Genomic DNA, 20,831 nt, shown 5'->3' with positions numbered 1-20,831 from the left:
AGCCTTAACGGTAGTGGAAGACGCTTCGGTACCAACGGCAACGCCATGATTGCCGGTACCGCGGGCATTACGCCCCACCACGGTTGCCACAACGTCCGCAGCGGCCCCCATGCCAATGGCAATCGAACCGCTGCGGTTGTCGCCGTCATCAATAATCGGTAAACCCTGGTGCGCAGTACCGTGCCCGATAAATATAGTGCCGTCATACCCCGACTCAGGAACAGAAGCGTCACCCTCAACAGGGTTAACCAGCATCATGGCGGGCTTCTCGGGAGGGGGGATTAGGCCAACGACATCCTTTAACCGGGCACGTTTTGACTCAAATCCGCCTCCGTCATCGGGCTGGCTGAGCGCGATCAAATCGTCTTCGCTCAGCGTCTCCGCTGCCGGTAGTTGTGAGAATGGGATACCGGTCATAATAGGACTTCCTCTTCTGTTTTCAGGGGGTCAGCACTTTCCGTCAAAAAAGCTCTGCCGTCTTCGGTGAGCAACGCTATGTAATCAGGTGGCTCAGGGGAGAAACGGGCGCGGTGATATTCCGCATCATGCGGAAATTCACCCGCATGGATATACTCGCGACTGGTATTGAGAACATCAAAAAAGTACCGCCTGCAGGTGCGACCATACTGCCTCACAATACTCATCATCAGCGTGTTATCGCGGCTCAGTTGCTCATCATCGATGCGGAGCAATATCACATCCCAGTCAAGCCACAGCTGACGTTCAAGCTGCTCCACCTGGCCAATATCGAGCCTTTCGAAAATACGCTCAAACCCCGCTTTACTACCTGCATCGAGGGCGTTTACAAAAGCGTATTTAACCCTCAGGCGGAATAACGCCAGCGGCTCTTCGGGAAAGCGGTTGATATCTCGCTGATATGCCAGCAGTGAAAGCAGTCTCTCATCGCAGGTGTCCACGTCGATTTGAGCAAGAGGGAAGGTCAGCCAGCCGTAAACCCGCTCCCACCAAACCCGGGAGGCGTGCGCAAGCGTGAGCGGTTCCCCCTTATTCATCCAGACGGGCAGCTTGATTTCAGGGAGCTTCATTTGACACTCCAGCTGCAACCACGCTCAGCGATCTCAGACGCGGGACATTCAGCTCACTGATAATGTCATCGAGGGAAAACTCGAGGGACTCGATATCCGGGAACGCGGCATGCAGCTCCTCGCCCAGGCGCGACATGGAGAAGCGACTAAACGGCCAGGTTTTCTCAACGTCATAATCGCTATTCTCACGAAACGCGCTGCGCACCAGATTTCCGGCATTACGGAGCAGCGAGTCCACCTGCTCTCCCTCCAGGTGGCTGGATGCAAAGATGTATACGGTAACGGTGAGATCGTACTGAGTTTCAGGGAGCGGGAGGCAAAGCACATCATCGCCATGGCCATGATTACCCTGCGTCATAACATAATCGTTCACCATGTCCACGAACGGTTGACTTGCAATGCCGGAATCCAGCAGAAGATAGACATTGGCGGTGCCAGGTCCGCGCGGCGCATCATGCTCAAAGAAGATGCGATCCGTGTTCAGACCAGCGATGCCGGAAATCATGCCCCGGTATACCGCGTCAATATGGTACTGGCCGACCAGGTTGTATTGATTTTTCACCCTGTCCCGCAAATCATCATCCGACTCGATATCCGCCCCGGGCAGACTTAGCCAGTCCTCTTCGTTCACCGCGCCTGAAATACCGTCGATCGCAACCGGGAGAATGCGGTAATAGCCCGGCGCGAGGTTGTAACCACTCCCCTCATGCTCGGCAATAACAGGGACCAGCGCATCAGGCACGTCCGGAGGAATGGTAATATCTGATGAGGTCAGCAACCGGTAAATGGTACCGTTGATACGCTCCGTCTGGATGACAGTACCCTCCGGGATACTTACAGCCCGGGTTATATCAGATTTCGAAAAGCGGATAACCCCGCCCGCATACGTCGCCGGCTTGCGGGCAAGGTTCACGGCCCAGGCGAACAAGTCAAGAAATGCACCGCTCGCCGTGGCCAGAAACATGTTAGCCATCACCGTAGCGACAAGGGCATCCTTTAGCCACATTACCGGCGCCGTAACAATTGCTGTGATAAGACGCCAGAATGGTGACATGCGAGAGGTATTGGTGATCAGCCCAGACTCTTTAACGATGGCATTAAATTCATCGCGTACCTGACCCTCCGTTGTTGGCATGCCCTGATCGGCAAGGATGCTTTCGTAATCCGGCTCTGGCTTATTCATACCGTCAACTCCCTGCTGATTGGCCCAAAGTCCCATGTTTCAGCCGTAATTAAGTATTGGCCGCTCACCCCCTCCTCGATGCTGGATGTTCCAGGGACGATTCGCTCGTCGCTCTCAACCAGCAACTCCAGCTGTTGCGCGATGTCATAGCGCAATGTAGGGCTGCGTTCGGCTACCAGCTCTTTGGTCAGCTCCGACTCAATAATCATGTGGACGACATCCTGGGCGATGCTCTCGCGGTTGTTGCACCTCTCCGGCTCATTACCGGAGTCGAGCGTAAAATTACCGCCGGTGATCCGCAGGTCAAAATAGAGGTCACTCATCCTGCATACAGCTCCCGCGATTCAAGTAGTGAGTCAAAGGTCTCCTGGTTGCCGGGGTAGATATTGACCGTTCCGACCGTCCTGCTGTTGTCTGTGCGACTGGCACTGCTGGATATCGTCTGACCAACGCCGCCATCAACCGATGGCGGCCTCATGCCCGCAGGAGCGGAGAGTGCCGGCGCAGTGAGCTCGTCATTGTTACCGACGAGATCGATATTGACTCCCGGCAGCGCGTTCAGCTTCTCAATCATCCAGTTAAGGGCTGACATTGTGGTGCTTTTCAGCCAGGCCCACAGGCCGTTAAACACACCCTTAACCTTTTCCACTGCGGAGGCAGCAATGCTGCCGAAAGACTCCAGCACGCCAGAAATAAACTTAAACGGTGCGCTATCCATAATCGCAGTTTTGAGCTCATCCCAGTGCGTGACGGCATACCATATTCCGGCGGCCAGTGCGGCAATGGCCAGAATGATAAGAGTCACCGGGCTTAACAGCAGCTGCATAGCTCCACCGGCAAAAGCCGTTGCTACGCCATAAACCCGCATTGCAACCGAGGCGACTCCCAGCGCGGCACTCCACGCAAGCGCACCAATGCGACATACCAGCATCCAGGCAGAGAATGCCTTCGCCTGAATTCCGAGCCACAGCAGCCCCAGCCGGGTTGTGAGTAACCATGGATTGAGAAGAGAAAAGGCCCGGGTAAGACCAATGACACCCGATACAGCCTTTATGCCTGAGAATAAGGCAAACACAGACAGCACCCCCGTCACGATCGCGATAGCAATAGCGATATACCCCAGCCAGCGAGTGATGTTGGGGAACATCTCGAGCCATTTGCCAAGCTGAGCAGAGACCTCAATTATTTTATTGATGACAGGCTCAAAGACCGGCAGCAGAGCGCTGCCGAACGCCGTGCGAATACGTACGCCGCTTTGCTCCAGGCGAGACCACATATCGGACATTTTTTCCGCCATTGAGTTTGCGCCGGCGAGCCCCTGAGTCCCCTGCAGCTCTTTAATTTGCTTTCGCAGTTTGTTGGCCGAACCCCAGCTGCGCAGCAGAGCATTTGCGCCATCACCAAAGGCTTCGTTTAACTTCTCCTGGATGCGGAGATTACCGTCAGCGGTCTCACCATATTTCGCCTGCAGCGTGTCAAGGATGTCCGGAAAACTAAGCAGACTGCCCTGCGCATCGGTAAGGCTCACCCCTAGCTTTTTGGCGCCGTCCTTTGCACTTTTCAGAAAGGACTCATAAACCCCGCTCGCTTCGCTCCCCAGCGTTCCGCTCAACCCGGCAAGCACGGCGAACTGCTCATCCATCCCCACCCCGTAGCCCGTGCCTGTCCCTTTCGCACCCTCAAGCAACGACTGGATCTGCGCCATATCCTGACCTGTATTTTTAACAAGCCAGGCCGTTTTCGAGGCTACGCTCTCCGCAAAGGCAACGTAACCCTGCGCAGCAGCCTCGCCTGAAAATTGCTTAGCCATACCGGCGATGAACCCGGCAGCATCCGCTCCGCCACTCTTTAATGCCACACCCAGCGTGTTGGCGGCTCTTGCCACGCCGGCCATTTCATCATCGCGCAGGTCAGCCAGCGACGAGCGCAACACCGTAACGGAGCCAACAAACTCCGTCGCAGACACACCAAAATCAGTGCTGAACTGCGATGCCTCGCGGGAGATGCTTTTGAGGGCACCAGCACCAACATTTCGGGTTGAAAGCTCGTTAAGGGATTTTTTTAGATCGTCAGCCGGCCTGATAAGCCCGGCCAGACCTCGGGCTGTTGCCCATATTCCTGCAGCACCCCCTCCGAGCTTCCCCAGGGCGGCATCGGTGTTGGTGGAGAAGCTCTCAACGGATTTCTGCGCCTTCCCTAGCGGGGCGGAAAGGTTATTTTTGAGATTCAGTAAAAACGTTAACTCTTTCATCACCCGCGCTTTCCGTTGAATGCGAAGGCTACGCCCTCGGCTGTGCTGTTGACGCTTCGCTCATAAAAGTACTCTGCCAGCCAGCTGGCTCTCGCCAGATTCACCACGCCGTCTGGATCTTCGTCAGTATGGTCTGCGGGTGTCGGGAGAAAATGCCGGCGCAGGCAGACCAGCTGTTCAAACGTGCTGTTTCGAATATGCGCGGTCAGTCGCTCGATTTCTTTACCTCGATATCGACCGCCGGCGCATACTCATCGTTAATAGTCTGCGCAATCTGAAACGCTACGCCGGGGCGCATCAGCAGTGCATTGAGCGCCTCTCGGCTATCAGGGCATACAATTTTTTTCAGGTAATCCCCCACCACCCCAACAGCGTTTTTATCGCGAGCGGTAGCATTAATCAGCTGATTGTATGCCGTCAGGTTAGGTTCGAAATGGTAGTCATTACCCGCAATTGTCAGGGTGATAATGTGTTTTTCGCTCATTCAATGGTCTCTCTTCGTCTGATTTCTCGTACTAACTGGTTATGCCTGATCGCACAATCAGCATATTGACTGCGTAACAGGCGCAGCACCCGGTCAAAATCCCCGCCTGTATTACCGTTTAACCGGGGGAGGCTCTGCGGGCACTCCCTGGTCATGTTGGCCTGAAAGGGCACGCTCGGCAGCTGCACTGCTTTCATTGAACAACCGGACATACTCATCAGAAGCGCAGACATTGCTAAAGACCGGTTTAATAACCTCCCGGGTGAAGTGTTTCTCAACCGTGACATCATTTTTATGCAGCTCCTCAAGTCGCTTCTCGAGCTCATTAGCAGAGGCGACGGAAATATCCCTGATTAAGCGGTTTCTCTCCACCGCAGAGCCAAGCGTTGAACGCTCCAGCTGTCGCTCAATGGAGCTTTCAACCTGCCATGTAGCCGCACCACCAACAATCAGGCCAATTAGCAGGGATGGCAGCAGGTTTGAAATCCAGCCCTTAATCATCATTTCACCCCGTCATGCTCGAGACTAAAGTGATTACCGTCAGGCCGACTGAATCGCCCACCCCATGCGCCCCCTATCGATTCCCAGTACTCTCCGAGCGGGAGGTACGCCTCGCTATCAGTCTGGTAACGACCATCAGTAAAGAGGTTGAAATCAACAGCAAGACGCTGCGTGTGAAGGCTGTTGGCAATTCCCTTGCCCTTTGCAGCGTTTAATTTCGCCTGCTCGGGTGTGCGGTAGGCCTCACCAAATGTCAGTCCATAGCCAAGCTCATGCGCCTTTGCGATCAACTGACCGACCATGACAGTAAACTTTTGTTGCTTTTCACTGAGGGTCATCACTTTTTCCTCCACCGAAAAATGACCTGAACAGATGACGAACGCCGGTTTTGAGGGGCTTCTCCACAAAGGAATAACCCAGCACCGCAACGCCCGATGCAATACCAATAAGCGTGACGTCTTCCATCTCAGGCTTATGCGCACGGGCGGCCAGCACCGACAGCGACGCCAGAGCACCGAGCAGTAAACGCCCTATCAGCAGACGCGGTGTAAGCTCTTCATCGCTCGTCAACAGTCGATACAACTCACCCGCCACTCCGATAGTGATCAGAATCGCGATCAAGAGCTCACTGCTCACCCGTCACCCCACGATATTTCGAAGGTCACGCCCACCCAGAATGGGAACGCCATCGATGCGCACAAACTCCGTAGCGGTGACCAGATATTTAATTTTTTTGGTAGCCTTTTCCCCTCCCTTGGGATTCAGGTTTAGCGGCCCGGTCACAATTAATTTGCAGCCAAACGCCTCGACCTTGGTGCTCATATTGCCCACGTCGGCATAAAACAATACGTCCACGGGCTCAAGCTCCCGCCAGCTCCCGGCTGAGCGAGCATGCTCATTGAGCGTGGCGAAGTTTTTTTCATCAAACTCAAACTCACCCTCAGCTGAAACGTCACCCTTAACATAGCCATCAGGCACGCCACGGGACTGGGCTACAGCGGTGTTGTCGGTAATATCCAGGGTCACACTCTCAACGTGTACCTGGTCGGTACCAACCGTAATATCAAAGTCCATTCCCCCAATACGCTGAGTCATCTGTTAGTCCTCCAGTGTGCGGTCGAGGCCGATGTTGACCGTGATTTGTTTGGGGCTGCCGTAAGGGCGTGCCGTGATACCAATCACAACCTTTATTTTTGATGTCCAGGTGATAGTGATATCGCCATCTTTCGGAGCTTCGATCTCCCCGGGGAACGTCACGCCAGAAAGCTCCGTAGTGCGCGACATCTCGCGTAGCGTTTTGCCGAAATAGGTTTGATGTGACGCTATGCTTACGGGCGTGCTGTTAAGCCGGCGATCGGCAATCTTTGGGATAGCCTGCAGTCGAACCCGACGGGCGACTTTATCCATAATTCGCAGGTACTCGATCGCCTCGTAATCCCCCCCTTTTACCTCAAGCGTCAGGCCGTCAGACCAGTAGAGCCCCTCAAAGTCCGGGTACCACATAGGCACGCTATAACGCAGGTCGTGAAACGCCCGCAGGTAGGCGAGACTGAGCTCAGCACCATCCTTATCGACGGGTAACGGGATACCCATGCCAAGCAGCGCCCCAGTGGCCACGCGCGCAGGGCTGTCCGCAATGGTCACCGAGCGATTGCACAGACGACCCGACAACACCCCCGCCTCATTCCCCCACAGCGAGGGCACCAGTTGCACAGCGTTAGCTGCCAGGTCTTTCTGAAGCTCGTTTAGCTCCTCACGGTACCCTGCCCAGTCGAGCGGCTGCGCCATGCCCATCGGCCCCGCCACGGTGCAGATAAACCAGATGCGACGCCCGAGGCTGTTGATGATGCTCTCGCGGAGAGCTGAAAGGTCACCGATTAGCTGGCGGCCGTCAGCAATATCAGCGATATCACTGCAAATAAGCACACCTTCAAAGCCAGCCCGCTCAGCAGCGAGCTCGATAGCCCCTACCCAGTCGGGTGCCAGAGTGATGGTTTCGCCAGGATTTTGCGGATCCTCTTCGGTTTCTGGTTCAAGCATCAACGCGAACGCCAGCCAGTTCTGACCGCCATTAAGCTGGGCTGCGCGTACCTGCTCAAGCAAAGACGCATCAGCCAGCTCGAGGTCTTTATCGATATCCGATTGCGCCCCGAGGGCGATTAACGGGTTTTTGTCGCCAGTGTCACCAGACGCAAGACCGACAAACAGCATCACCTGCTCGACGCCTGTCACCTCGCCCTGAAAGTTATTAATCTGGTTAATGTCCACGGATGGCCATGTCATGAGCTTTTTCCTCTGATGTCCTGAGAATTCACATTCCAGCCGAAATCAATGCCCTGCAGCTGACGGGCGAGTATCTGGTTAAACTCCGCATCGCTGGCCCCAAGGAACGCGCGAGCCGGCAATACGATTTTCCAGGTGCTTTTGGCGGCTACACCGCTCATTTCACGGATAATGACCCCGGCCTGAGCCCTGCTGATATTCTTTTGGATCCAGATGCCTGAGGGGCGTTTCCAGCGCTTACCATTCCGGATCTTGTAGCCGAGCTCTTTTAACGCTCTGGCTTGCTGTCGGGTGGCCATCTTCCCGCCCTGGTCTTGTGGTGTCATACCAGACGCACGTGCAGTCATAGTGCCGCCTCTGGCGTGAATGTAACCAAGGGCACCGGCTGAAATGGATTTTCCACCCTTCGATCGCAGGTAAACCACCACAGCTTCCCGTGCCGGTATCTCTCGCACAGCCAGTAACTTAGGCAATCCTCGCAGCATTTTTTTGTTGCCACGCTTACGCGGTTCCCAGGGTGTCCCTCCCGGGTTCTGCTGCTGCCTCTGGTTCCGCTTTGAGGCGGCGATAATGCCGTACTTTGCAATGCGCCAGAGAAGACGCTGCCGCTTACGGGGAGGTAAATCTCGCTTTTTCAGCTCGCGGCGCAATTCAGCAATCTGCCGCCGGCTGATGCCCCCACTAATCCTTATTGCCATGATCAACCACCGCGCTGATGCCGAACTGCTCTGCTACCCAGATATCAGGGGTTTCCAGCCTCCAGCGCGTTCCGTCAAGCGGGATGTCGCCACCCGGGTCTTCAATGATGATTAACTCATCGGCGAGCTCGAGCGTGATCGTCACATCACCGCGCCCCTGCTGCTCGGTATCAAGCACGACCTCGAAAGAGGGATCGGGGAGCCCCAGCTCGTCAAACAGGGGGTTTGCTGACTCTTCAAGCCAGGCCAGTACCAGCGCGTGCAACATCGCCGGCGGATACTCGCGGTATGGGTAGGCCTCCCAGGTAAGCTCGATATCCTGCCTGGCGATACCGAGACGGCGGAAACCATTCCCCAGGTTTTTCTGCGTGGGTATCAGTTGCCCGCCGAGAGATTCCGAAGCAAAGAACCCCTGTATGCGTGCCGGCACCGTCTTCATCAGGTAGGTTGTCAGGCTCTCAATTTGGCCACTCATATTTTGTACACTCCCACACGGCCATAGCCTTTCATGTTGCGCATTACGAGCGCGGCCTCTGCAAGCAGGCTTTCCCGGGTATCCTCCCCTTCCTGACCGGGGTGGGTATTGCGCCGTCCGATGGTCTGGAATTCGCCCATTAAGTCAGCCTTGGCCCGCGCATAAACGGCGATTTTGTATTGTGCTGTAAGGGCATTCTCACCCTCCGCACTCGGCCCGGGCACGTCCACAGCCGCGGCGTAGCCCTTACCTTTATTTCTGGCCACCACATCGACAAGCGCGTCATTGGCCTCCTGGATAGCAGCCAGAAGCGCGATTAACATCACGCCCGGATCCATATTTACCGGCAACGCTCGCTGCTGCTGGAACTCAGCGAGATTCAGGTCCGGCCAGAAAGCTTCTCCGTTTGTTACCGGGATGTTCTGGTAGTCGACAGGCCGACCACTAAACGGCAGTTTGCTGTAAGTCATTACAGGCACTCCAGAATGAGAAAGCGGGCTGACCGGTTTCCTCGGCACGAAAAGCTCCTCAGAGCTCATCACCTCCACCGCGCCCGCTCTGCCGGGGGCAGTCGTTATTCGCGACTCAGGGCGCGAATGCGTGCAGTCACCTTGTCAAGCAAGGTACCCACACCCGCTTTTTTGCTGGTTGAGCTGGCTTTCTGCAGTAGCTCCTGCACGCGCTCGAGCAGGTCAAGATTGCTAAAAGCTGTCGGTTTAGCCTGCAGCCCATCCTCACCGCGTAGCGCGAGCTGCGCGGCCAGTTTGTAATATTTGGCGGTGATCTCTTCATGCAGCTGCCAGGATTCAGTCACGAGCTGGTAAACGCGAGAAAAGTACGGCTCAACGCTTCGACCAGCCGCATACTCCTGCTCCGCCCATTCGCGCACGGTATCGGCTGCGAACGCCCCCATGGAGCTGGCGAAATTCTCCGGCATGGGCTGCTGCTGCTCGATAGCAATTAGCGCGTAGTCAATGCCGGCATCGAAATCGTTGATGTCGAATAGCCAGATGGCGCACCATACGAGCGGCGGGAACGGATGGACATCACCAGCTCCAAGATACCGTTCAACCTGAGGCAACCACTTCGGCAGCAGAATGTCGCGTTTCATTTCGGCGCGTTGCGAATATGACTCACACTGCTCGCTGAGCATGCGACGATCGAGTTCAAGGTCACATTCTGCAGCGCGTTTGTCCTGGGCTGAGCTGCTAAGCAGCTCGTTGTTGCGCAGCTTTTTGAGCGCCAGCTGGTTGCGTCGCCAGCGTTGAGCCGGGGTAATCATGAGTTACGCTCCACCAGGTTCGGTTTCTTCTTCCGGGGTTTTGATGTTGTCGAATGCCGCATAAATCTCATCGTGTTCGACGGCGTAACCTTCCATGCGGAGATAGTTATTTTCAAAGCGCTTACGGTCATCAACCCACTCAGCTTTGCGCTGGCCAGTTCCCACCTGGTTATACAGATGCAGGTTCCACAGAGGGGTAACAATAAGACGCCCCTCAGGCATAAATGGCGGGGTATAGGCCTTCATGCCGGCAATTTCACGGTTAATCAGCTGCGCCGCGAATTTTTCTGACGGGCGATCGATACGGTTCATCATGCTTGTCGTATCGGCAGCGATGAGATCAGGCGATACCAGCACAACGAGATCGGGGTGATTTCGGAACGGTTCGGCGATCTGGGTATACCTCAAATCAGATGCAGCAGCATCCAGAGAGACGAAATCCGCACCGGTACCGACACGATCAAGAATCACTTCATCGGAGACAATCTGCTCCGGTGAGCGCACCTTCACAATCTGATGCCAGCCGATGTTGACGTCTTCACCGTTCGGATTGGCTTCCGGGTCGGTAGTTTCGGCGACCTCGACCCCGTTAAAGCCGACTCGCAGGATATCGAGGGCGAAAGAACGGTTGCTGAACTCCTGGATCTGACTGAAGAATTCCCCTTCCTCTCCGGCGTTGGCCCACGATGTCAGGGTTTCATAATCAAGATATGAGCCCGAGTCAGTCTCGGCCAGAGAATAGGTATTCCCCGTATTGCCCATCTTGCGCGAGAAACGACCATCTTTTTTACGCCCGGTGAATAATCCGGGGTTTCCAGTAGCAACCACCTGCCCGGTCAGATTCCTCACCTGCATGGTATTGATAAGGGTCAGAAATTCTTCGCTGTGCAGAATGGCTTTACGCAGCTTGGTATCCATCGGCGGCGTAATAGAGAAAAACTGCTTCGTAGATTTGGCCCCGTAGGACTTCGCCAGCTGCACGGTAAAGTTATGCAGCATGACCTGAGCTTCATGAGAAAGCATACTTATTGCTCCTTAATTCTGTATGTAGCCTGTTACAGCAGCTCAATCTCTTTGTCTGAGCCGCCCGGAGCATTACCAGGTAAGCGAGTGCCACCTTTAGCTGCAGCGGCGCTAAACACTTCAATCAGCTTGTCGAGTTTCTTCTCCACCCCGGAGCTACTTTGGCGCTGTTTGCGAGAGGCGCTAAAATCACGCTGAGCATGACGGCGACGCACTGAGAAGCGGGAGCTACCAGCAGTAAAGGCTTTCAGCTTTTCGGCCAGCTCATCGCGACGAGCACTGAATTCCTCAGCGATTACCTCATCCTCCGGGTTGCTGGCCACATCGTCAGCCAGCTCTGCTACCTGCTCAGCGATAATGGCGATCTCTTCCGCCTGATCGCGCACCTCTTCTGCAGCCTCTCCCGCGTCATTCGTGGTGTTACCCTTCGCGGCATCACGCATTTCATTGATTGCCTGCATCATCTGCTGCAGTAGCTGTTTAAGTTCATCCATTTTTGCGGTGTCCTCATTGGGTTCGGTGGATGGTTCAGGGGCAAAACTCCGCGAGGTCTTGCCCGCGAAAATCCGATCAATTAGTCCGGGTTGTTTCTCCGGAACCAGTTGCCCCAGAGAGAATTCATGTGATTGGGTGTAACGGATGCGGCTGTTTTTCGCGCTGAATTTCAACATATCCGTGCCAACGCTTGCCGGAATATCCGTAACTGCGACAGCCTGCAGGTAATAAAAACCTTTATTCTGGAAGTCATCCTAGAATTCACATGAGGTGAATAATTTTTGAGACTGCTTATTCGCCTCAATTAAAAATTGGTTTGGTGCAAAGCGAGCATAGAGTTTTAAATCATCACCAACGCGCTCGGTCTTTAAATCTCTTATCATCCCGTAATTAGGCGTGAAAAATTCACGCTCACGGAAATCCTCGGTATGGTGAGGCCATACCATTGCGGTATAGAAATTTGTATCGTAATGCTCGGCTGCTTCCAGCAGCCAGCGCTCTTCGATTGCCCGCCCATCAATGGCAGTCCCTGCGGTGCAAATACAAATCCAGTCTGAAATTAATTGACCCGGCATGCTATGGCTCCTGAAAGTATGTCAGGAGTATTTATCATTTAAATTAACGACGCATTAAATTTGGTTCTGATAAATTTGGATATATGCTGTTAGCCAACCTTACCCCTAAATAATTTCGTCTTTATATATTCAATAAGCCACATAATAGCTGCATGGCTAAATATACTGACGAAATCAAGTTTGCTGCACGCTCTCTTTATGTGCGAAGAATGACGCCAAAAGAGATCGCGAGCGAGCTGCAGATACCTCCGAGAACGATTTATAACTGGGCTGAAAAGCATCAGTGGGCAAGTCTCATCGCTCACGACTCCATTGAGGAGGCAATCTCAAGGCGGGTCGCGATTCTAAGTGATCGTAACAATAAGACCGCTCTCGAGCTGGAGGAGATGCGCGATCTGATCGCGCAGCACGTCAAACTCATCGGTCAGCGCAACAAGCACACCGAGCGAATGGCTGAGATTCACGCAGCTGCACAAAGAACGGCCAACGGCGAGCAGCTGCACGACGGCAATAAAAAGAAGAAGCGCTACCGCAAAAATGATGTGTCTGAGCTGACGGCGGAACAACTTGATGCCTGGGCGCAAGAGCACTTATTCGAATACCAGCTCTATTGCCGCGACCATAAATATGAAGACTGGCGATTTATTCTCAAATCCCGCCAGATAGGCATGACGTTCTATTTCGCTTTTGAGGCCTTTGAAGACGCAGTGCTTACTGGTGAGCACCAGGTCTTTTTCTCAGCGTCAAAAGCGCAGGCGGAAATTTTCAAGCAGTACATTTTTGAGATTGCTGAGCAGCACTTCGGCGTCACCCTTACAGGTGCCGGCAGCAAAATAAGACTAAGCAATGGCGCGGTACTCCGCTTCCTCTCCACGAACTCCAGTACAGCGCAGGGCTTCAACGGCCACCTCTATGGTGATGAGGTTTTCTGGATCCCGCGTTTCAAGAAGCTGCATGACGTTGCCAGCGCCATGACCACGCAGACTCGCTTCCGGACAACCTATTTCTCAACACCAAGCGCAAAAACACACGAGGCGTATGAGGTCTGGACGGGTGAGCACTGGAAAGATGGGGATCCGAAGCGTAAGGCCATCCCGTTCCCGACCGATAAGGCGCTGCAGGAAAGCGGTCAGAGCTGCCCTGATACCATCTGGCGCTACGTTATCACCATGGATATGGCCATCGCCGGCGGGCTCGATAAGCTGGTTAACATCGACAGGCTGCGCAATCGCTACAACGAAACCACATACAACATGCTTTACATGTGCGTATTCGTTGACAGCAAAGATGCTGTTTTCCGCTTTTCCGAACTGCAGCGGTGTGCTGTGGATGCCTCACGCTGGAGTGATTACGATCCGACAGCGGCGCGGCCATTTGGCGATCGCGAGGTCTGGGCCGGGTTCGACCCCGCCCGCACTGGTGACAACTCCACTTTCGTTCTGATTGCACCGCCGCTGTATAAGGTCGAGCGCTTCCGGTTGCTCGCAGTATATCACTGGCAAGGGCTCAGCTTCTCCCATCAGGCAAAGCAGATTCAACAGTTAATGAAGCGCTTCAATATCACCCACATCGGCATTGATATCACAGGTATCGGGCGCGGGGTCTATGAGCTGGTCTCGAAATTTGCCCCTCGTGAGGCGATGCCAATTCATTACAGCCTCGAAGCCAAAACCCGCCTGGTGCTTAAGATGATTGACACAATTGAGCGCAACCGCATCGAGTGGAGCAAGGATGCTATTGACGAGGTGAGTCGGGAGCGCGCGGAGATAATCCCGAGCTTTATGGCCATCAGAAGGGTAACAACAAAAAGCGGCGGTGCAATGACCTTTGTTGCTGAGCGATCGGAGAAAACCGGTCACGCCGATATCTTTTTCGCTGGCGCACACGCCATGATAAACGAGCCGTTTGACCATGAATTTGAGCGCTCATCCACCTGGGCTTTCGGGAAAAAAGCAGCATGAGTAAACGCAGAAAACGAAGCAGAAAGAAATCGCCGGCAACAACACAAAACCTCTCTTTGGCGCGCAGCAGTGTGATCACCTTCGGCGAGCCCGAGCCGCTCCTCACAACGGGCACGGATTACTATAAAATCTGGTACGACAACGAAGCTGAGCACTGGCGGCTTCCTATTGACCGTGTAGCACTCAGTCAGCTGGTCAATATGAATGCACAGCATGGCGGTATTATGTATGCCCGCCGCAATATGTTCACATCGAGCTACCTCGGTGGTGGCCTGGATCATGATCAGATTGAGGCCGGCATTTTTGACTATCTGCTGTGCGGTGACCTGGCCATTCTTAAGGTTAGAAATTGCTTCGGGGTGGTCGTTGACCTGTACCCCTTGCCCTCACTCTACGTTCGCCGGCGTAAGTCAGGTGACTTTGTTGTTCTCCAGGAGGGTGAGCCGCTTATCTACTCTGAGGATGACATCATTTTCATCCGCTCCCATGACCCGCTGCAGCAGGTCTACGGCCTCCCTGACTATATCGGCGGCATTCACTCTGCTCTGCTGAATTCAGAGGCTACTATCTTCCGCCGGCGCTACTACCACAACGGCGCGCATATGGGGTTCATTCTTTACACCAATGACCCAAACATTACTGCAGAAGTGGAAGAGGAGATTAAAAAGAAGATTGAAGCCTCTAAAGGTGTCGGTAACTTCTCTAATCTCTACGTCAATATCCCGCGCGGAAATCCCGAAGGGGTAAAGCTCATCAATATCGGCGAGACATCAGCGAAGGACGAGTTTTCGAACGTCAAAAACATCTCGGCTCAGGATGTGCTGACGGCGCACCGCTTCCCTGCCGGGATTGCAGGTATCATCCCCCAAAACGCTGCAGGGCTCGGCGACCCGATTAAAACGGAATCCACATACCGGAAAAATGAAACGGTACCGCTGCAACGCAAATTTATCAGGGCAGTGAATGACGATCCGGAGGTGCCCTACCACCTTCACTTACGCTTTGACTTCGAGGAAAAAGGCGAATAATGCAACGAAACGCGCTAAAATTGTGGGATTATCTGAGCAGAGTCACTGGAGCTAAAAATATGCGCGTTTTGAAGTTATTTTGCCCCGAGTGCAATTCACCTGCTGTAATACGCCGTTCGGTGCCGAAGGACTCAAAGTTCTCCGACTTATACTGCGCATGCAAAAACGTCGAGTGTGGCCATACTTACGTGCTTGAACTCACTTTCGCCCGGGTACTCAGCCCCAGCGCACTGGCAGGAGATCGTCTGGTTAAAGAGCTGGTAGGCCAGCTCACTCCCGAACAGCGGCAATTTGCCCTCGACTTACTTCAATCCAGTTAATAAAAAACCCCGCATTTGCGGGGTTTTTCTTACTCAATCACCAGGTGGACTTTTTTGCCGATGGTGCTGGCCATCCCGACCAGCGAATCAAGCGTAAACTTCTCGGTCTTCTTGTTCACCACATCAGAAACCCGGGGGCGAGAGACATGCATGATACGAGCAGCGGCCTCCTGCTTATGCCCAGTCTGCTTCATCCATTGGGTGATAGCCCCCATGATCTCGATTTTCATTTCAACTGTTCTGGCAATCTCAGCGTCAGATTGAGCTTTGAGTGCGGCAGCTTCTTTAGGCTCGAATCCGAGATCGGCGAAAATGTTCCCCCCTGCCGGGGTGATATGACGTGATTTAGTGTCAATTTTGTCGGTCATTTTTTACTCCTGCGCTCAGCTACAACGGCTTTGTAACGCTCTTTAATAGTTGATACATCTTTTGGGCTGGTCTGCTCAGTTTTTTTATTGAAAGCATGGAGCACGTAAACCGCCTCTTCAAACTTTGCTACATAGACAACGCGATACTCGCCATCCTCACCTGTTAGCCTGATCTCAATCACTCCAGGCCCCCAGTTACTAACAGGCTTCCAGTCAGTTGGCGTCTGGCCACTCTGAACCTTGCCTAACTCAAACCCAGCGTCTCGCCTCACATCCTCAGGAAAGCCCTTTAAATCGTCTAAAGATGATCCACGCCAGTCGATACCTTTTTCAGCCATCCTTGTAGCTCTCTTTATGTTATTTTTGTATAAAATTCTATACGGTTTTGCGTCAAACGCAAGCCATCATTAATTGAAAAAAGGCGCTATATAGCGTCTTGTCCTCTTACTTAATCTGTTTACGGGCAGACTGCAGCTCTTCAAGCCATTGCTCTGAATCCTCCCTGAACTGAACGGCCAACTCTTTCCACGTTACAGGCCAGAGTGGGCCGCAACCATTCGGGCACGGTTCTGTTTTACTATCACCTGCAGTAATAGTTCCCGCACTCATACTGATATTGTTTTTGGTCAGGACGAACCCACACCCAGCACAGCGCATTACTCCTGGAGCAATGACGGCTGATGACAGCTCAGCGTTGCGACGCTGCAAAAGGTCGCTGCCTTTCTCTGCGTTTTCGCAGCGTTTCCGCCAAACGCTTATTTCCCGGTTTTTATCTTCCAGCTCATCCAGCAGCGCCAGCACATCGGGGTCACTTTCATCGGCGACTGTCACACGTGAACGAGCGTAATGGTCATCCGCGAAGTCTCTGCCGTCAGCAAATTTGTAACCCTCACCATCTTTGTCGATGCGGCCAGTACATCCGTATACAACACCTCCAGCACCGGCACGCTGGATTGTCATTACAGAACCACAGATGTGGCACTTCGGCGCGGGCTTCTCAGAGTAGCGATTACGCAGCGCCTGTTTGTCGATGTTGCTCATTGGGCGGCCTCCTGCTTAACGAATGACAGGCCATCTTTGATAAATGCGTGATATTTTTTACCCGTTAACGCAGACTCAGCAACAGGAGTGAGCGGAAGAAGAGCGGTAATAACCTTCAAAAACTCCTCAAAACCGATATCAAATTTCTCGTAACAAAGCTCGTCAAAATCAAAATCGTTATTTCGCTGCTCATCGGTGATGTCATACATCGCACTCAATAACTCTTCAACATCAAAATAATTAATGCTCATTTAACGGCTCCTTCATCGTTGTAAGTGGCTGGCATAACAGTTGAAATCATATTTACTTCTCCTTTTTAGTTGATTCTCTTTTCTTAAATATCCAGCAACGGAATGTTTCCGGCATTCTCTGTATCTTCCCTTTTCCACGATTATGGAGTTCACTCACCGCGCTGCGCGTAGTTTTTGTTTCCATGAAGCGACGTTCATTACCGCTCCTGAGCAACTTTTTAATCTCAGATAGCGTGAACGGTATTCGCTGCCTGTGGGTAGCTGCAACCTCTTCCAGATGGTTAAAGTTGACAGCAATTTCCCCCTCATCTGCTGAATGATTGACGCCATAAGGGGCAAGACCATCGAGGTAATCAAACAACTCCCAAAACTCCTGCACCAAAGGATGATCTTGTTTAATAGCCTGACAGCGTTCCTCAGCCAGACTGATAATGGCCTTTCTGGTCTTATCCAGTCGTTCAGCATCTATCGGGACAACCAGAGCAAGAGCGTCCAGCAGGCCAACCATTTGCGCATGGTTCTTGGCAATACGGATGTGGCGTATATTGGGGTGAGACTCCAGCTCATTACGTGTACGTTCATAGCCCTGCCCAAATACCTCCATGATTTCTTTTTCGCGCATAGCTGCGAGTAAGGTGAAACCAGAGACACGGGAGACTGGCATCTGTTCAAGACGCTCAGCGGCATAGCGTGTCTGAATAGACTGGCCACGCTTATCGGTATAGAGGTGAATAATTCGCTCCAGAATGGCCTTACTGCCATCCACGCTGGCATTTTGAGCAATCACGATACTTCCACCAAAAGGCTGCTCATTTGTCTCGTTGTTATTAGCCTTAATCCCCGTAGAACGTGGTGCACGTCCGTTATAGAGTTTTTTCAATTCTTCCCAGTCAAAAGCACGTTGCTTGGCATTCTCCGAGGTACGATCACCTTCGATTAGCACGACTGGCAGGTTACCGACCTGCGAAAAATTACGGCTACGCGCTGCAGGCGTAGAGTTTGACGGATCGAAGCCTTCGTAATCTTCGCGGCCTGCAAGCTTCCATAGAAACTCAATTAGGGTTGATTTGCCGGTGCCAGGTTCGCCTACTATTTCCAGTAGTGGATAAGATTTGTCGCGATCGCGGATTTGTCCGGCAAATAGTGAGCCCAGCCAGAACGACAGAGCCACATACCCTTTCTCGCCAAATGCGGTCCAGAGGTCATCAACCCAGTCTGTCGTAAATTCATTAAGCTTTGGATTAAGGTCCAGCACCGGCGATAAACTCAGACTTTTCACGCTAACTCTGTTGATGTCGAAGTAATCCTCATCGTTCATTTCGTATAGCCTGCCGTCACTGACGGCCACACGGTTGAATATCCAGGCCGCATAGTCTTTGTTGTAACCAATGAAATTCTGCGTCTCGACAGTTTTGATACCTGGAAGACGCATCTGCGTGAATTTATCCAGTTGCTTTGTACTGCCGGTATAGACCGCGCCCTTGGCGATATGCAGAAGACGCTTTTTGAACTCTGCTGAGCTGGTTAGTTGGCTGGAGGTAAACGTATTTCTGACGGACGTTCCATCGGGCATACTGACCTTAACGTAATACCAGGCCTCGTCCGTGGGTTTGAACTCCTGAAAGTACAGTGGGGTCAGCCAGCAATTCGCTATTTCCGTAACGCACCCGGACTCTTTCACCGCACGTTCTTTGGCTTCCCACTCCTGTATGACTTCAGATCCAGTATGAGTAATACGCTCCAGTGCGCGGGAATATCTGTCCAGATCCAGCTCAAACCAGAACATGCGGGAGTTGTGCTCAAAATAAAACGAATGCCACTCGTTATGCTGATGCATGAGCAGCGCTTTCTCAGTCGGGCTTTTGGCTAGGAGGAGATCGCCATAATAGCGATAATTTTTGATGTCCGACTTGCTGAACCGCCCCTGCAAAAGCAGGTCATTCCAGTCCCTCGCTTTCGCTGATTTCACTGGTTGAGCAGCCCGAACTTTCCAGCCAGCATCCTTGCTCCGGGCAGCAAAGGTCAAAGTGTGCTTTGTGCCAGCCCTGTCACCATCAAACGCCCATACCAGACGTGGACGAGGCTTCTCGCCCAGCTCTTTCGCCAGGGTATCAAGCGCCGCCAGCGGGTAGTTGCTGCTGCTTAGCGTCGCCACGGCGGGTAAACCCGCCTGGCACAGACTCAGCGCGTTGAAGATACCCTCTGTGATCCAGATTTCATTCACTTCCAGCAGGTTCACAGACGGCGGTACCCACCAGTGGCCAACGTAGCTTCCCCTGATGTTCGCTTTCTGCTTACCGAAGCGCTGTGGCTGGTCAATGATGCGCTCCCACATCGCACCACAGGCCAGCTTAAATCTGACCGTTGCCGATCCCATGCCCTCTTTGGCAAACGCGCCCTGAGTAAAGCAGCCTTTCAGCGGTTCGGTATCCAGCCCCCGCGCCTCACGCAGATACGCCTCAGCGGCGGCGTGTGGGGTTTCGGGGGTGTCCTGATACCGCTTAGACCAGTCCTCAAAGATTTCCGGATACTGCTCTTTAACAACGACCTGATGGCCACAGTTGTTTTCGCGGCCACACTTCAGGATCCAGGGCTTTTCTGAGCTGGTGAATAATTCGCGTTTATGGCATTTAGGGCACAGGCCCTGCTGCAAATATTTGTCCCGTTCCTTGAATTCAAAATCCTGAATGAGTCGGCGCACAACGTCCTGCTGAATTGTGGCATTCATAATTAATCCAGATGTAGAAATGTGTGAAAGGCAAAAAACTATATTCGGTATTGTTTGTTATATCGCTCATGCGTCATTAATTCCCAGTGCCGCCCCTTATCTTTACTCAGCAATCGCCAGCGATAAGAAACATGCACAGAAAAATAATGATGTGGCTTTACTACCTGATATATTTTTTTCCCGCTGTAGTATTCCGTCAGTACAGAGAACGCCTTGCACATGACACTATCACTTGCATGAGAGGTCACTGTCAGCATAGTTATTTCACACTGGCTATTTTAACGAGATACATCCAGACATAAGAAACAATTTTAGCCTGATGAATGGCATCATGTAGGGCGTGATGTTTAACACCTTCGAACTGGATAATATTATGAACGTTAAGACCCATACTTTTTGACAACGCAACCATGGTTCTGACGTCCCTGTCATTCCAGAAGAACCAAATGGGTTCAATAAACCCACATTTTTCTGCCGCATTGCGGAGGATAACATTGTCGAACGCAGGGCCATTCCCCCACACCTGAAGGCGTGACGGATTAGAGTTCTGGTTGATGAACTCGTCCAGACAGGACATAGCCAAAGGCAAATCAAGGCAATCTGTGTTAAGCAATTCGCTGCGTGCCTCTGCGTCCTGACGCATCCACCAACGTACAGTATCAGCCCCCATTGTGAGACCATGCTCCACGCAGCTGTCCAGGCTTACGCGCTGATAAAACTGCTCGCCCATTTCGCCGGTTTCCGGATTGAAAAATACAGCGCCAATAGAAGTAATGGCCGCAGTAGGTTTGTTATCCATAGTTTCGAGGTCAATCATTAAATGTTCCATTTCAGTTCC

At 52.8% G+C, this 20,831-nt stretch carries 28 protein-coding genes; 3 read left to right on the top strand and 25 right to left on the bottom strand.

The window, feature by feature from the left end:
* The 19 genes from EKN38_RS21335 to EKN38_RS26265 form a co-directional block, all read right to left on the bottom strand.
* Nucleotides 1–417 (bottom strand): hypothetical protein (locus EKN38_RS21335; RefSeq protein WP_148103712.1); only part of this gene is annotated, 417 nt, incomplete at its 3' end.
* Nucleotides 414–1,046, bottom strand: a complete 633-nt coding sequence (locus EKN38_RS21330) for a phage tail protein (RefSeq protein WP_221760824.1) — start codon at nt 1,044–1,046, stop codon at nt 414–416. The genes EKN38_RS21335 and EKN38_RS21330, both read right to left, overlap by 4 nt.
* Complete coding sequence (locus EKN38_RS21325; RefSeq protein WP_126522666.1) at nt 1,033–2,229, bottom strand: baseplate J/gp47 family protein; 1,197 nt, start codon at nt 2,227–2,229, stop codon at nt 1,033–1,035. Before EKN38_RS21325 ends, EKN38_RS21330 begins: the two co-directional genes overlap by 14 nt.
* Nucleotides 2,226–2,552: a DUF2590 family protein gene (locus EKN38_RS21320; protein WP_126522663.1), complete on the bottom strand. Its 327-nt coding sequence runs from the start codon at nt 2,550–2,552 to the stop codon at nt 2,226–2,228. Before EKN38_RS21320 ends, EKN38_RS21325 begins: the two co-directional genes overlap by 4 nt.
* Nucleotides 2,549–4,480 carry a phage tail tape measure protein gene (locus EKN38_RS21315; protein WP_126522660.1) on the bottom strand — a complete coding sequence of 644 codons (1,932 nt, stop codon included), beginning with the start codon at nt 4,478–4,480 and terminating at the stop codon, nt 2,549–2,551. Before EKN38_RS21315 ends, EKN38_RS21320 begins: the two co-directional genes overlap by 4 nt.
* Nucleotides 4,480–4,644: a DUF6890 family protein gene (locus EKN38_RS26275; protein WP_409449470.1), complete on the bottom strand. Its 165-nt coding sequence runs from the start codon at nt 4,642–4,644 to the stop codon at nt 4,480–4,482. Before EKN38_RS26275 ends, EKN38_RS21315 begins: the two co-directional genes overlap by 1 nt.
* Before the next feature lie 41 nt (nt 4,645–4,685).
* Nucleotides 4,686–4,964, bottom strand: a complete 279-nt coding sequence (locus EKN38_RS21310; protein WP_126522657.1) for a putative phage tail assembly chaperone — start codon at nt 4,962–4,964, stop codon at nt 4,686–4,688.
* Between the two features lie 111 nt (nt 4,965–5,075).
* The gene (locus tag EKN38_RS21305; RefSeq protein ID WP_126522654.1) at nt 5,076–5,468 is read right to left on the bottom strand and encodes a hypothetical protein; all 393 of its coding nucleotides are present in this window, start codon (nt 5,466–5,468) and stop codon (nt 5,076–5,078) included.
* Complete coding sequence (locus tag EKN38_RS21300) at nt 5,465–5,803, bottom strand: M15 family metallopeptidase (RefSeq protein WP_126522652.1); 339 nt, start codon at nt 5,801–5,803, stop codon at nt 5,465–5,467. Before EKN38_RS21300 ends, EKN38_RS21305 begins: the two co-directional genes overlap by 4 nt.
* Complete coding sequence (locus EKN38_RS21295; protein WP_126522649.1) at nt 5,790–6,101, bottom strand: holin; 312 nt, start codon at nt 6,099–6,101, stop codon at nt 5,790–5,792. The genes EKN38_RS21300 and EKN38_RS21295 overlap by 14 nt, the downstream gene beginning before the upstream one ends.
* A gap of 3 nt (nt 6,102–6,104) precedes the next feature.
* Complete coding sequence (locus tag EKN38_RS21290; protein ID WP_126522647.1) at nt 6,105–6,560, bottom strand: phage protein; 456 nt, start codon at nt 6,558–6,560, stop codon at nt 6,105–6,107.
* Nucleotides 6,561–6,563: 3 nt separating this feature from the next.
* A complete protein-coding gene (locus EKN38_RS21285; protein WP_126522644.1) occupies nt 6,564–7,748 on the bottom strand; it encodes a DUF2586 domain-containing protein in 1,185 nt (394 codons plus the stop codon).
* The gene (locus EKN38_RS21280; protein ID WP_126522641.1) at nt 7,745–8,446 is read right to left on the bottom strand and encodes a hypothetical protein; all 702 of its coding nucleotides are present in this window, start codon (nt 8,444–8,446) and stop codon (nt 7,745–7,747) included. Before EKN38_RS21280 ends, EKN38_RS21285 begins: the two co-directional genes overlap by 4 nt.
* A complete protein-coding gene (locus EKN38_RS21275) occupies nt 8,430–8,921 on the bottom strand; it encodes a phage tail protein (protein WP_126522639.1) in 492 nt (163 codons plus the stop codon). Before EKN38_RS21275 ends, EKN38_RS21280 begins: the two co-directional genes overlap by 17 nt.
* Complete coding sequence (locus EKN38_RS21270) at nt 8,918–9,391, bottom strand: head completion/stabilization protein (RefSeq protein ID WP_126522636.1); 474 nt, start codon at nt 9,389–9,391, stop codon at nt 8,918–8,920. Before EKN38_RS21270 ends, EKN38_RS21275 begins: the two co-directional genes overlap by 4 nt.
* Before the next feature lie 104 nt (nt 9,392–9,495).
* On the bottom strand, nt 9,496–10,203 hold the full coding sequence (gpM, locus tag EKN38_RS21265; RefSeq protein WP_126522633.1) for a phage terminase small subunit: 708 nt from the start codon (nt 10,201–10,203) through the stop codon (nt 9,496–9,498).
* 3 nt (nt 10,204–10,206) lie between these two features.
* Nucleotides 10,207–11,226 (bottom strand): phage major capsid protein, P2 family, encoded by a 1,020-nt coding sequence (locus tag EKN38_RS21260; RefSeq protein ID WP_126522631.1) that lies wholly within the window; start codon nt 11,224–11,226, stop codon nt 10,207–10,209.
* 32 nt (nt 11,227–11,258) lie between these two features.
* Complete coding sequence (locus tag EKN38_RS26270; protein ID WP_185812854.1) at nt 11,259–11,720, bottom strand: hypothetical protein; 462 nt, start codon at nt 11,718–11,720, stop codon at nt 11,259–11,261.
* Between the two features lie 255 nt (nt 11,721–11,975).
* Nucleotides 11,976–12,296 (bottom strand): GPO family capsid scaffolding protein, encoded by a 321-nt coding sequence (locus EKN38_RS26265; RefSeq protein WP_126522626.1) that lies wholly within the window; start codon nt 12,294–12,296, stop codon nt 11,976–11,978.
* 152 nt (nt 12,297–12,448) lie between these two features.
* On the opposite strand from EKN38_RS26265, the gene EKN38_RS21245 reads away from it, so the two are divergent.
* The 3 genes from EKN38_RS21245 to EKN38_RS21235 are packed head-to-tail and all read left to right on the top strand — an operon-like array spanning nt 12,449 to nt 15,605.
* A complete protein-coding gene (locus EKN38_RS21245) occupies nt 12,449–14,257 on the top strand; it encodes a terminase large subunit domain-containing protein (RefSeq protein WP_126522623.1) in 1,809 nt (602 codons plus the stop codon).
* Entirely contained in the window at nt 14,254–15,285 is a 1,032-nt protein-coding gene (locus tag EKN38_RS21240) for a phage portal protein (protein WP_126522620.1), read from the top strand. Before EKN38_RS21245 ends, EKN38_RS21240 begins: the two co-directional genes overlap by 4 nt.
* Nucleotides 15,285–15,605 carry an ogr/Delta-like zinc finger family protein gene (locus EKN38_RS21235; protein ID WP_126522618.1) on the top strand — a complete coding sequence of 107 codons (321 nt, stop codon included), beginning with the start codon at nt 15,285–15,287 and terminating at the stop codon, nt 15,603–15,605. The genes EKN38_RS21240 and EKN38_RS21235 overlap by 1 nt, the downstream gene beginning before the upstream one ends.
* Nucleotides 15,606–15,634: 29 nt before the next feature.
* Here EKN38_RS21235 and EKN38_RS21230 read toward each other — a convergent pair whose 3' ends face one another.
* The 6 genes from EKN38_RS21230 to EKN38_RS21200 all read right to left on the bottom strand — a co-directional run bounded on the left by EKN38_RS21230 (nt 15,635) and on the right by EKN38_RS21200 (nt 20,822).
* A complete protein-coding gene (locus EKN38_RS21230; RefSeq protein ID WP_126522615.1) occupies nt 15,635–15,973 on the bottom strand; it encodes a helix-turn-helix domain-containing protein in 339 nt (112 codons plus the stop codon).
* Nucleotides 15,970–16,311: a type II toxin-antitoxin system RelE/ParE family toxin gene (locus EKN38_RS21225; protein ID WP_126522613.1), complete on the bottom strand. Its 342-nt coding sequence runs from the start codon at nt 16,309–16,311 to the stop codon at nt 15,970–15,972. The genes EKN38_RS21230 and EKN38_RS21225 overlap by 4 nt, the downstream gene beginning before the upstream one ends.
* A gap of 106 nt (nt 16,312–16,417) precedes the next feature.
* Complete coding sequence (locus tag EKN38_RS21220) at nt 16,418–17,014, bottom strand: ead/Ea22-like family protein (protein ID WP_126522611.1); 597 nt, start codon at nt 17,012–17,014, stop codon at nt 16,418–16,420.
* Nucleotides 17,011–17,265, bottom strand: a complete 255-nt coding sequence (locus tag EKN38_RS21215) for a hypothetical protein (RefSeq protein WP_126522608.1) — start codon at nt 17,263–17,265, stop codon at nt 17,011–17,013. Before EKN38_RS21215 ends, EKN38_RS21220 begins: the two co-directional genes overlap by 4 nt.
* A gap of 52 nt (nt 17,266–17,317) precedes the next feature.
* Complete coding sequence (locus EKN38_RS21210; protein WP_126522605.1) at nt 17,318–19,993, bottom strand: toprim domain-containing protein; 2,676 nt, start codon at nt 19,991–19,993, stop codon at nt 17,318–17,320.
* A gap of 259 nt (nt 19,994–20,252) precedes the next feature.
* Nucleotides 20,253–20,822 carry a 3'-5' exonuclease gene (locus EKN38_RS21200; RefSeq protein ID WP_126522600.1) on the bottom strand — a complete coding sequence of 190 codons (570 nt, stop codon included), beginning with the start codon at nt 20,820–20,822 and terminating at the stop codon, nt 20,253–20,255.
* Nucleotides 20,823–20,831 lie beyond the last annotated feature (9 nt).

The sequence above is a fragment of the Enterobacter sp. WCHEn045836 genome, assembly GCF_003965585.1.
Lineage (GTDB): Bacteria > Pseudomonadota > Gammaproteobacteria > Enterobacterales > Enterobacteriaceae > Enterobacter > Enterobacter dissolvens.
This window is presented reverse-complemented; position numbering and strand designations above follow the sequence as displayed.

Bases quoted from the DNA above. Each gene is read 5' to 3' on its own strand.
- EKN38_RS21330 (WP_221760824.1), bottom strand. From the start codon at position 1,046: ATGAAGCTCCCTGAAATCAAGCTGCCCGTCTGGATGAATAAGGGGGAA.
- EKN38_RS21325 (WP_126522666.1), bottom strand. From the start codon at position 2,229: ATGAATAAGCCAGAGCCGGATTACGAAAGCATCCTTGCCGATCAGGGC.
- EKN38_RS21320 (WP_126522663.1), bottom strand. From the start codon at position 2,552: ATGAGTGACCTCTATTTTGACCTGCGGATCACCGGCGGTAATTTTACG.
- EKN38_RS21315 (WP_126522660.1), bottom strand. From the start codon at position 4,480: ATGAAAGAGTTAACGTTTTTACTGAATCTCAAAAATAACCTTTCCGCC.
- EKN38_RS21310 (WP_126522657.1), bottom strand. From the start codon at position 4,964: ATGAGCGAAAAACACATTATCACCCTGACAATTGCGGGTAATGACTAC.
- EKN38_RS21305 (WP_126522654.1), bottom strand. From the start codon at position 5,468: ATGATGATTAAGGGCTGGATTTCAAACCTGCTGCCATCCCTGCTAATT.
- EKN38_RS21300 (WP_126522652.1), bottom strand. From the start codon at position 5,803: ATGACCCTCAGTGAAAAGCAACAAAAGTTTACTGTCATGGTCGGTCAG.
- EKN38_RS21290 (WP_126522647.1), bottom strand. From the start codon at position 6,560: ATGACTCAGCGTATTGGGGGAATGGACTTTGATATTACGGTTGGTACC.
- EKN38_RS21285 (WP_126522644.1), bottom strand. From the start codon at position 7,748: ATGACATGGCCATCCGTGGACATTAACCAGATTAATAACTTTCAGGGC.
- EKN38_RS21280 (WP_126522641.1), bottom strand. From the start codon at position 8,446: ATGGCAATAAGGATTAGTGGGGGCATCAGCCGGCGGCAGATTGCTGAA.
- EKN38_RS21275 (WP_126522639.1), bottom strand. From the start codon at position 8,921: ATGAGTGGCCAAATTGAGAGCCTGACAACCTACCTGATGAAGACGGTG.
- EKN38_RS21270 (WP_126522636.1), bottom strand. From the start codon at position 9,391: ATGACTTACAGCAAACTGCCGTTTAGTGGTCGGCCTGTCGACTACCAG.
- gpM (WP_126522633.1), bottom strand. From the start codon at position 10,203: ATGATTACCCCGGCTCAACGCTGGCGACGCAACCAGCTGGCGCTCAAA.
- EKN38_RS21260 (WP_126522631.1), bottom strand. From the start codon at position 11,226: ATGCTTTCTCATGAAGCTCAGGTCATGCTGCATAACTTTACCGTGCAG.
- EKN38_RS26270 (WP_185812854.1), bottom strand. From the start codon at position 11,720: ATGGATGAACTTAAACAGCTACTGCAGCAGATGATGCAGGCAATCAAT.
- EKN38_RS26265 (WP_126522626.1), bottom strand. From the start codon at position 12,296: ATGCCGGGTCAATTAATTTCAGACTGGATTTGTATTTGCACCGCAGGG.
- EKN38_RS21245 (WP_126522623.1), top strand. From the start codon at position 12,449: ATGGCTAAATATACTGACGAAATCAAGTTTGCTGCACGCTCTCTTTAT.
- EKN38_RS21240 (WP_126522620.1), top strand. From the start codon at position 14,254: ATGAGTAAACGCAGAAAACGAAGCAGAAAGAAATCGCCGGCAACAACA.
- EKN38_RS21235 (WP_126522618.1), top strand. From the start codon at position 15,285: ATGCAACGAAACGCGCTAAAATTGTGGGATTATCTGAGCAGAGTCACT.
- EKN38_RS21230 (WP_126522615.1), bottom strand. From the start codon at position 15,973: ATGACCGACAAAATTGACACTAAATCACGTCATATCACCCCGGCAGGG.
- EKN38_RS21225 (WP_126522613.1), bottom strand. From the start codon at position 16,311: ATGGCTGAAAAAGGTATCGACTGGCGTGGATCATCTTTAGACGATTTA.
- EKN38_RS21220 (WP_126522611.1), bottom strand. From the start codon at position 17,014: ATGAGCAACATCGACAAACAGGCGCTGCGTAATCGCTACTCTGAGAAG.
- EKN38_RS21215 (WP_126522608.1), bottom strand. From the start codon at position 17,265: ATGAGCATTAATTATTTTGATGTTGAAGAGTTATTGAGTGCGATGTAT.
- EKN38_RS21210 (WP_126522605.1), bottom strand. From the start codon at position 19,993: ATGAATGCCACAATTCAGCAGGACGTTGTGCGCCGACTCATTCAGGAT.
- EKN38_RS21200 (WP_126522600.1), bottom strand. From the start codon at position 20,822: ATGGAACATTTAATGATTGACCTCGAAACTATGGATAACAAACCTACT.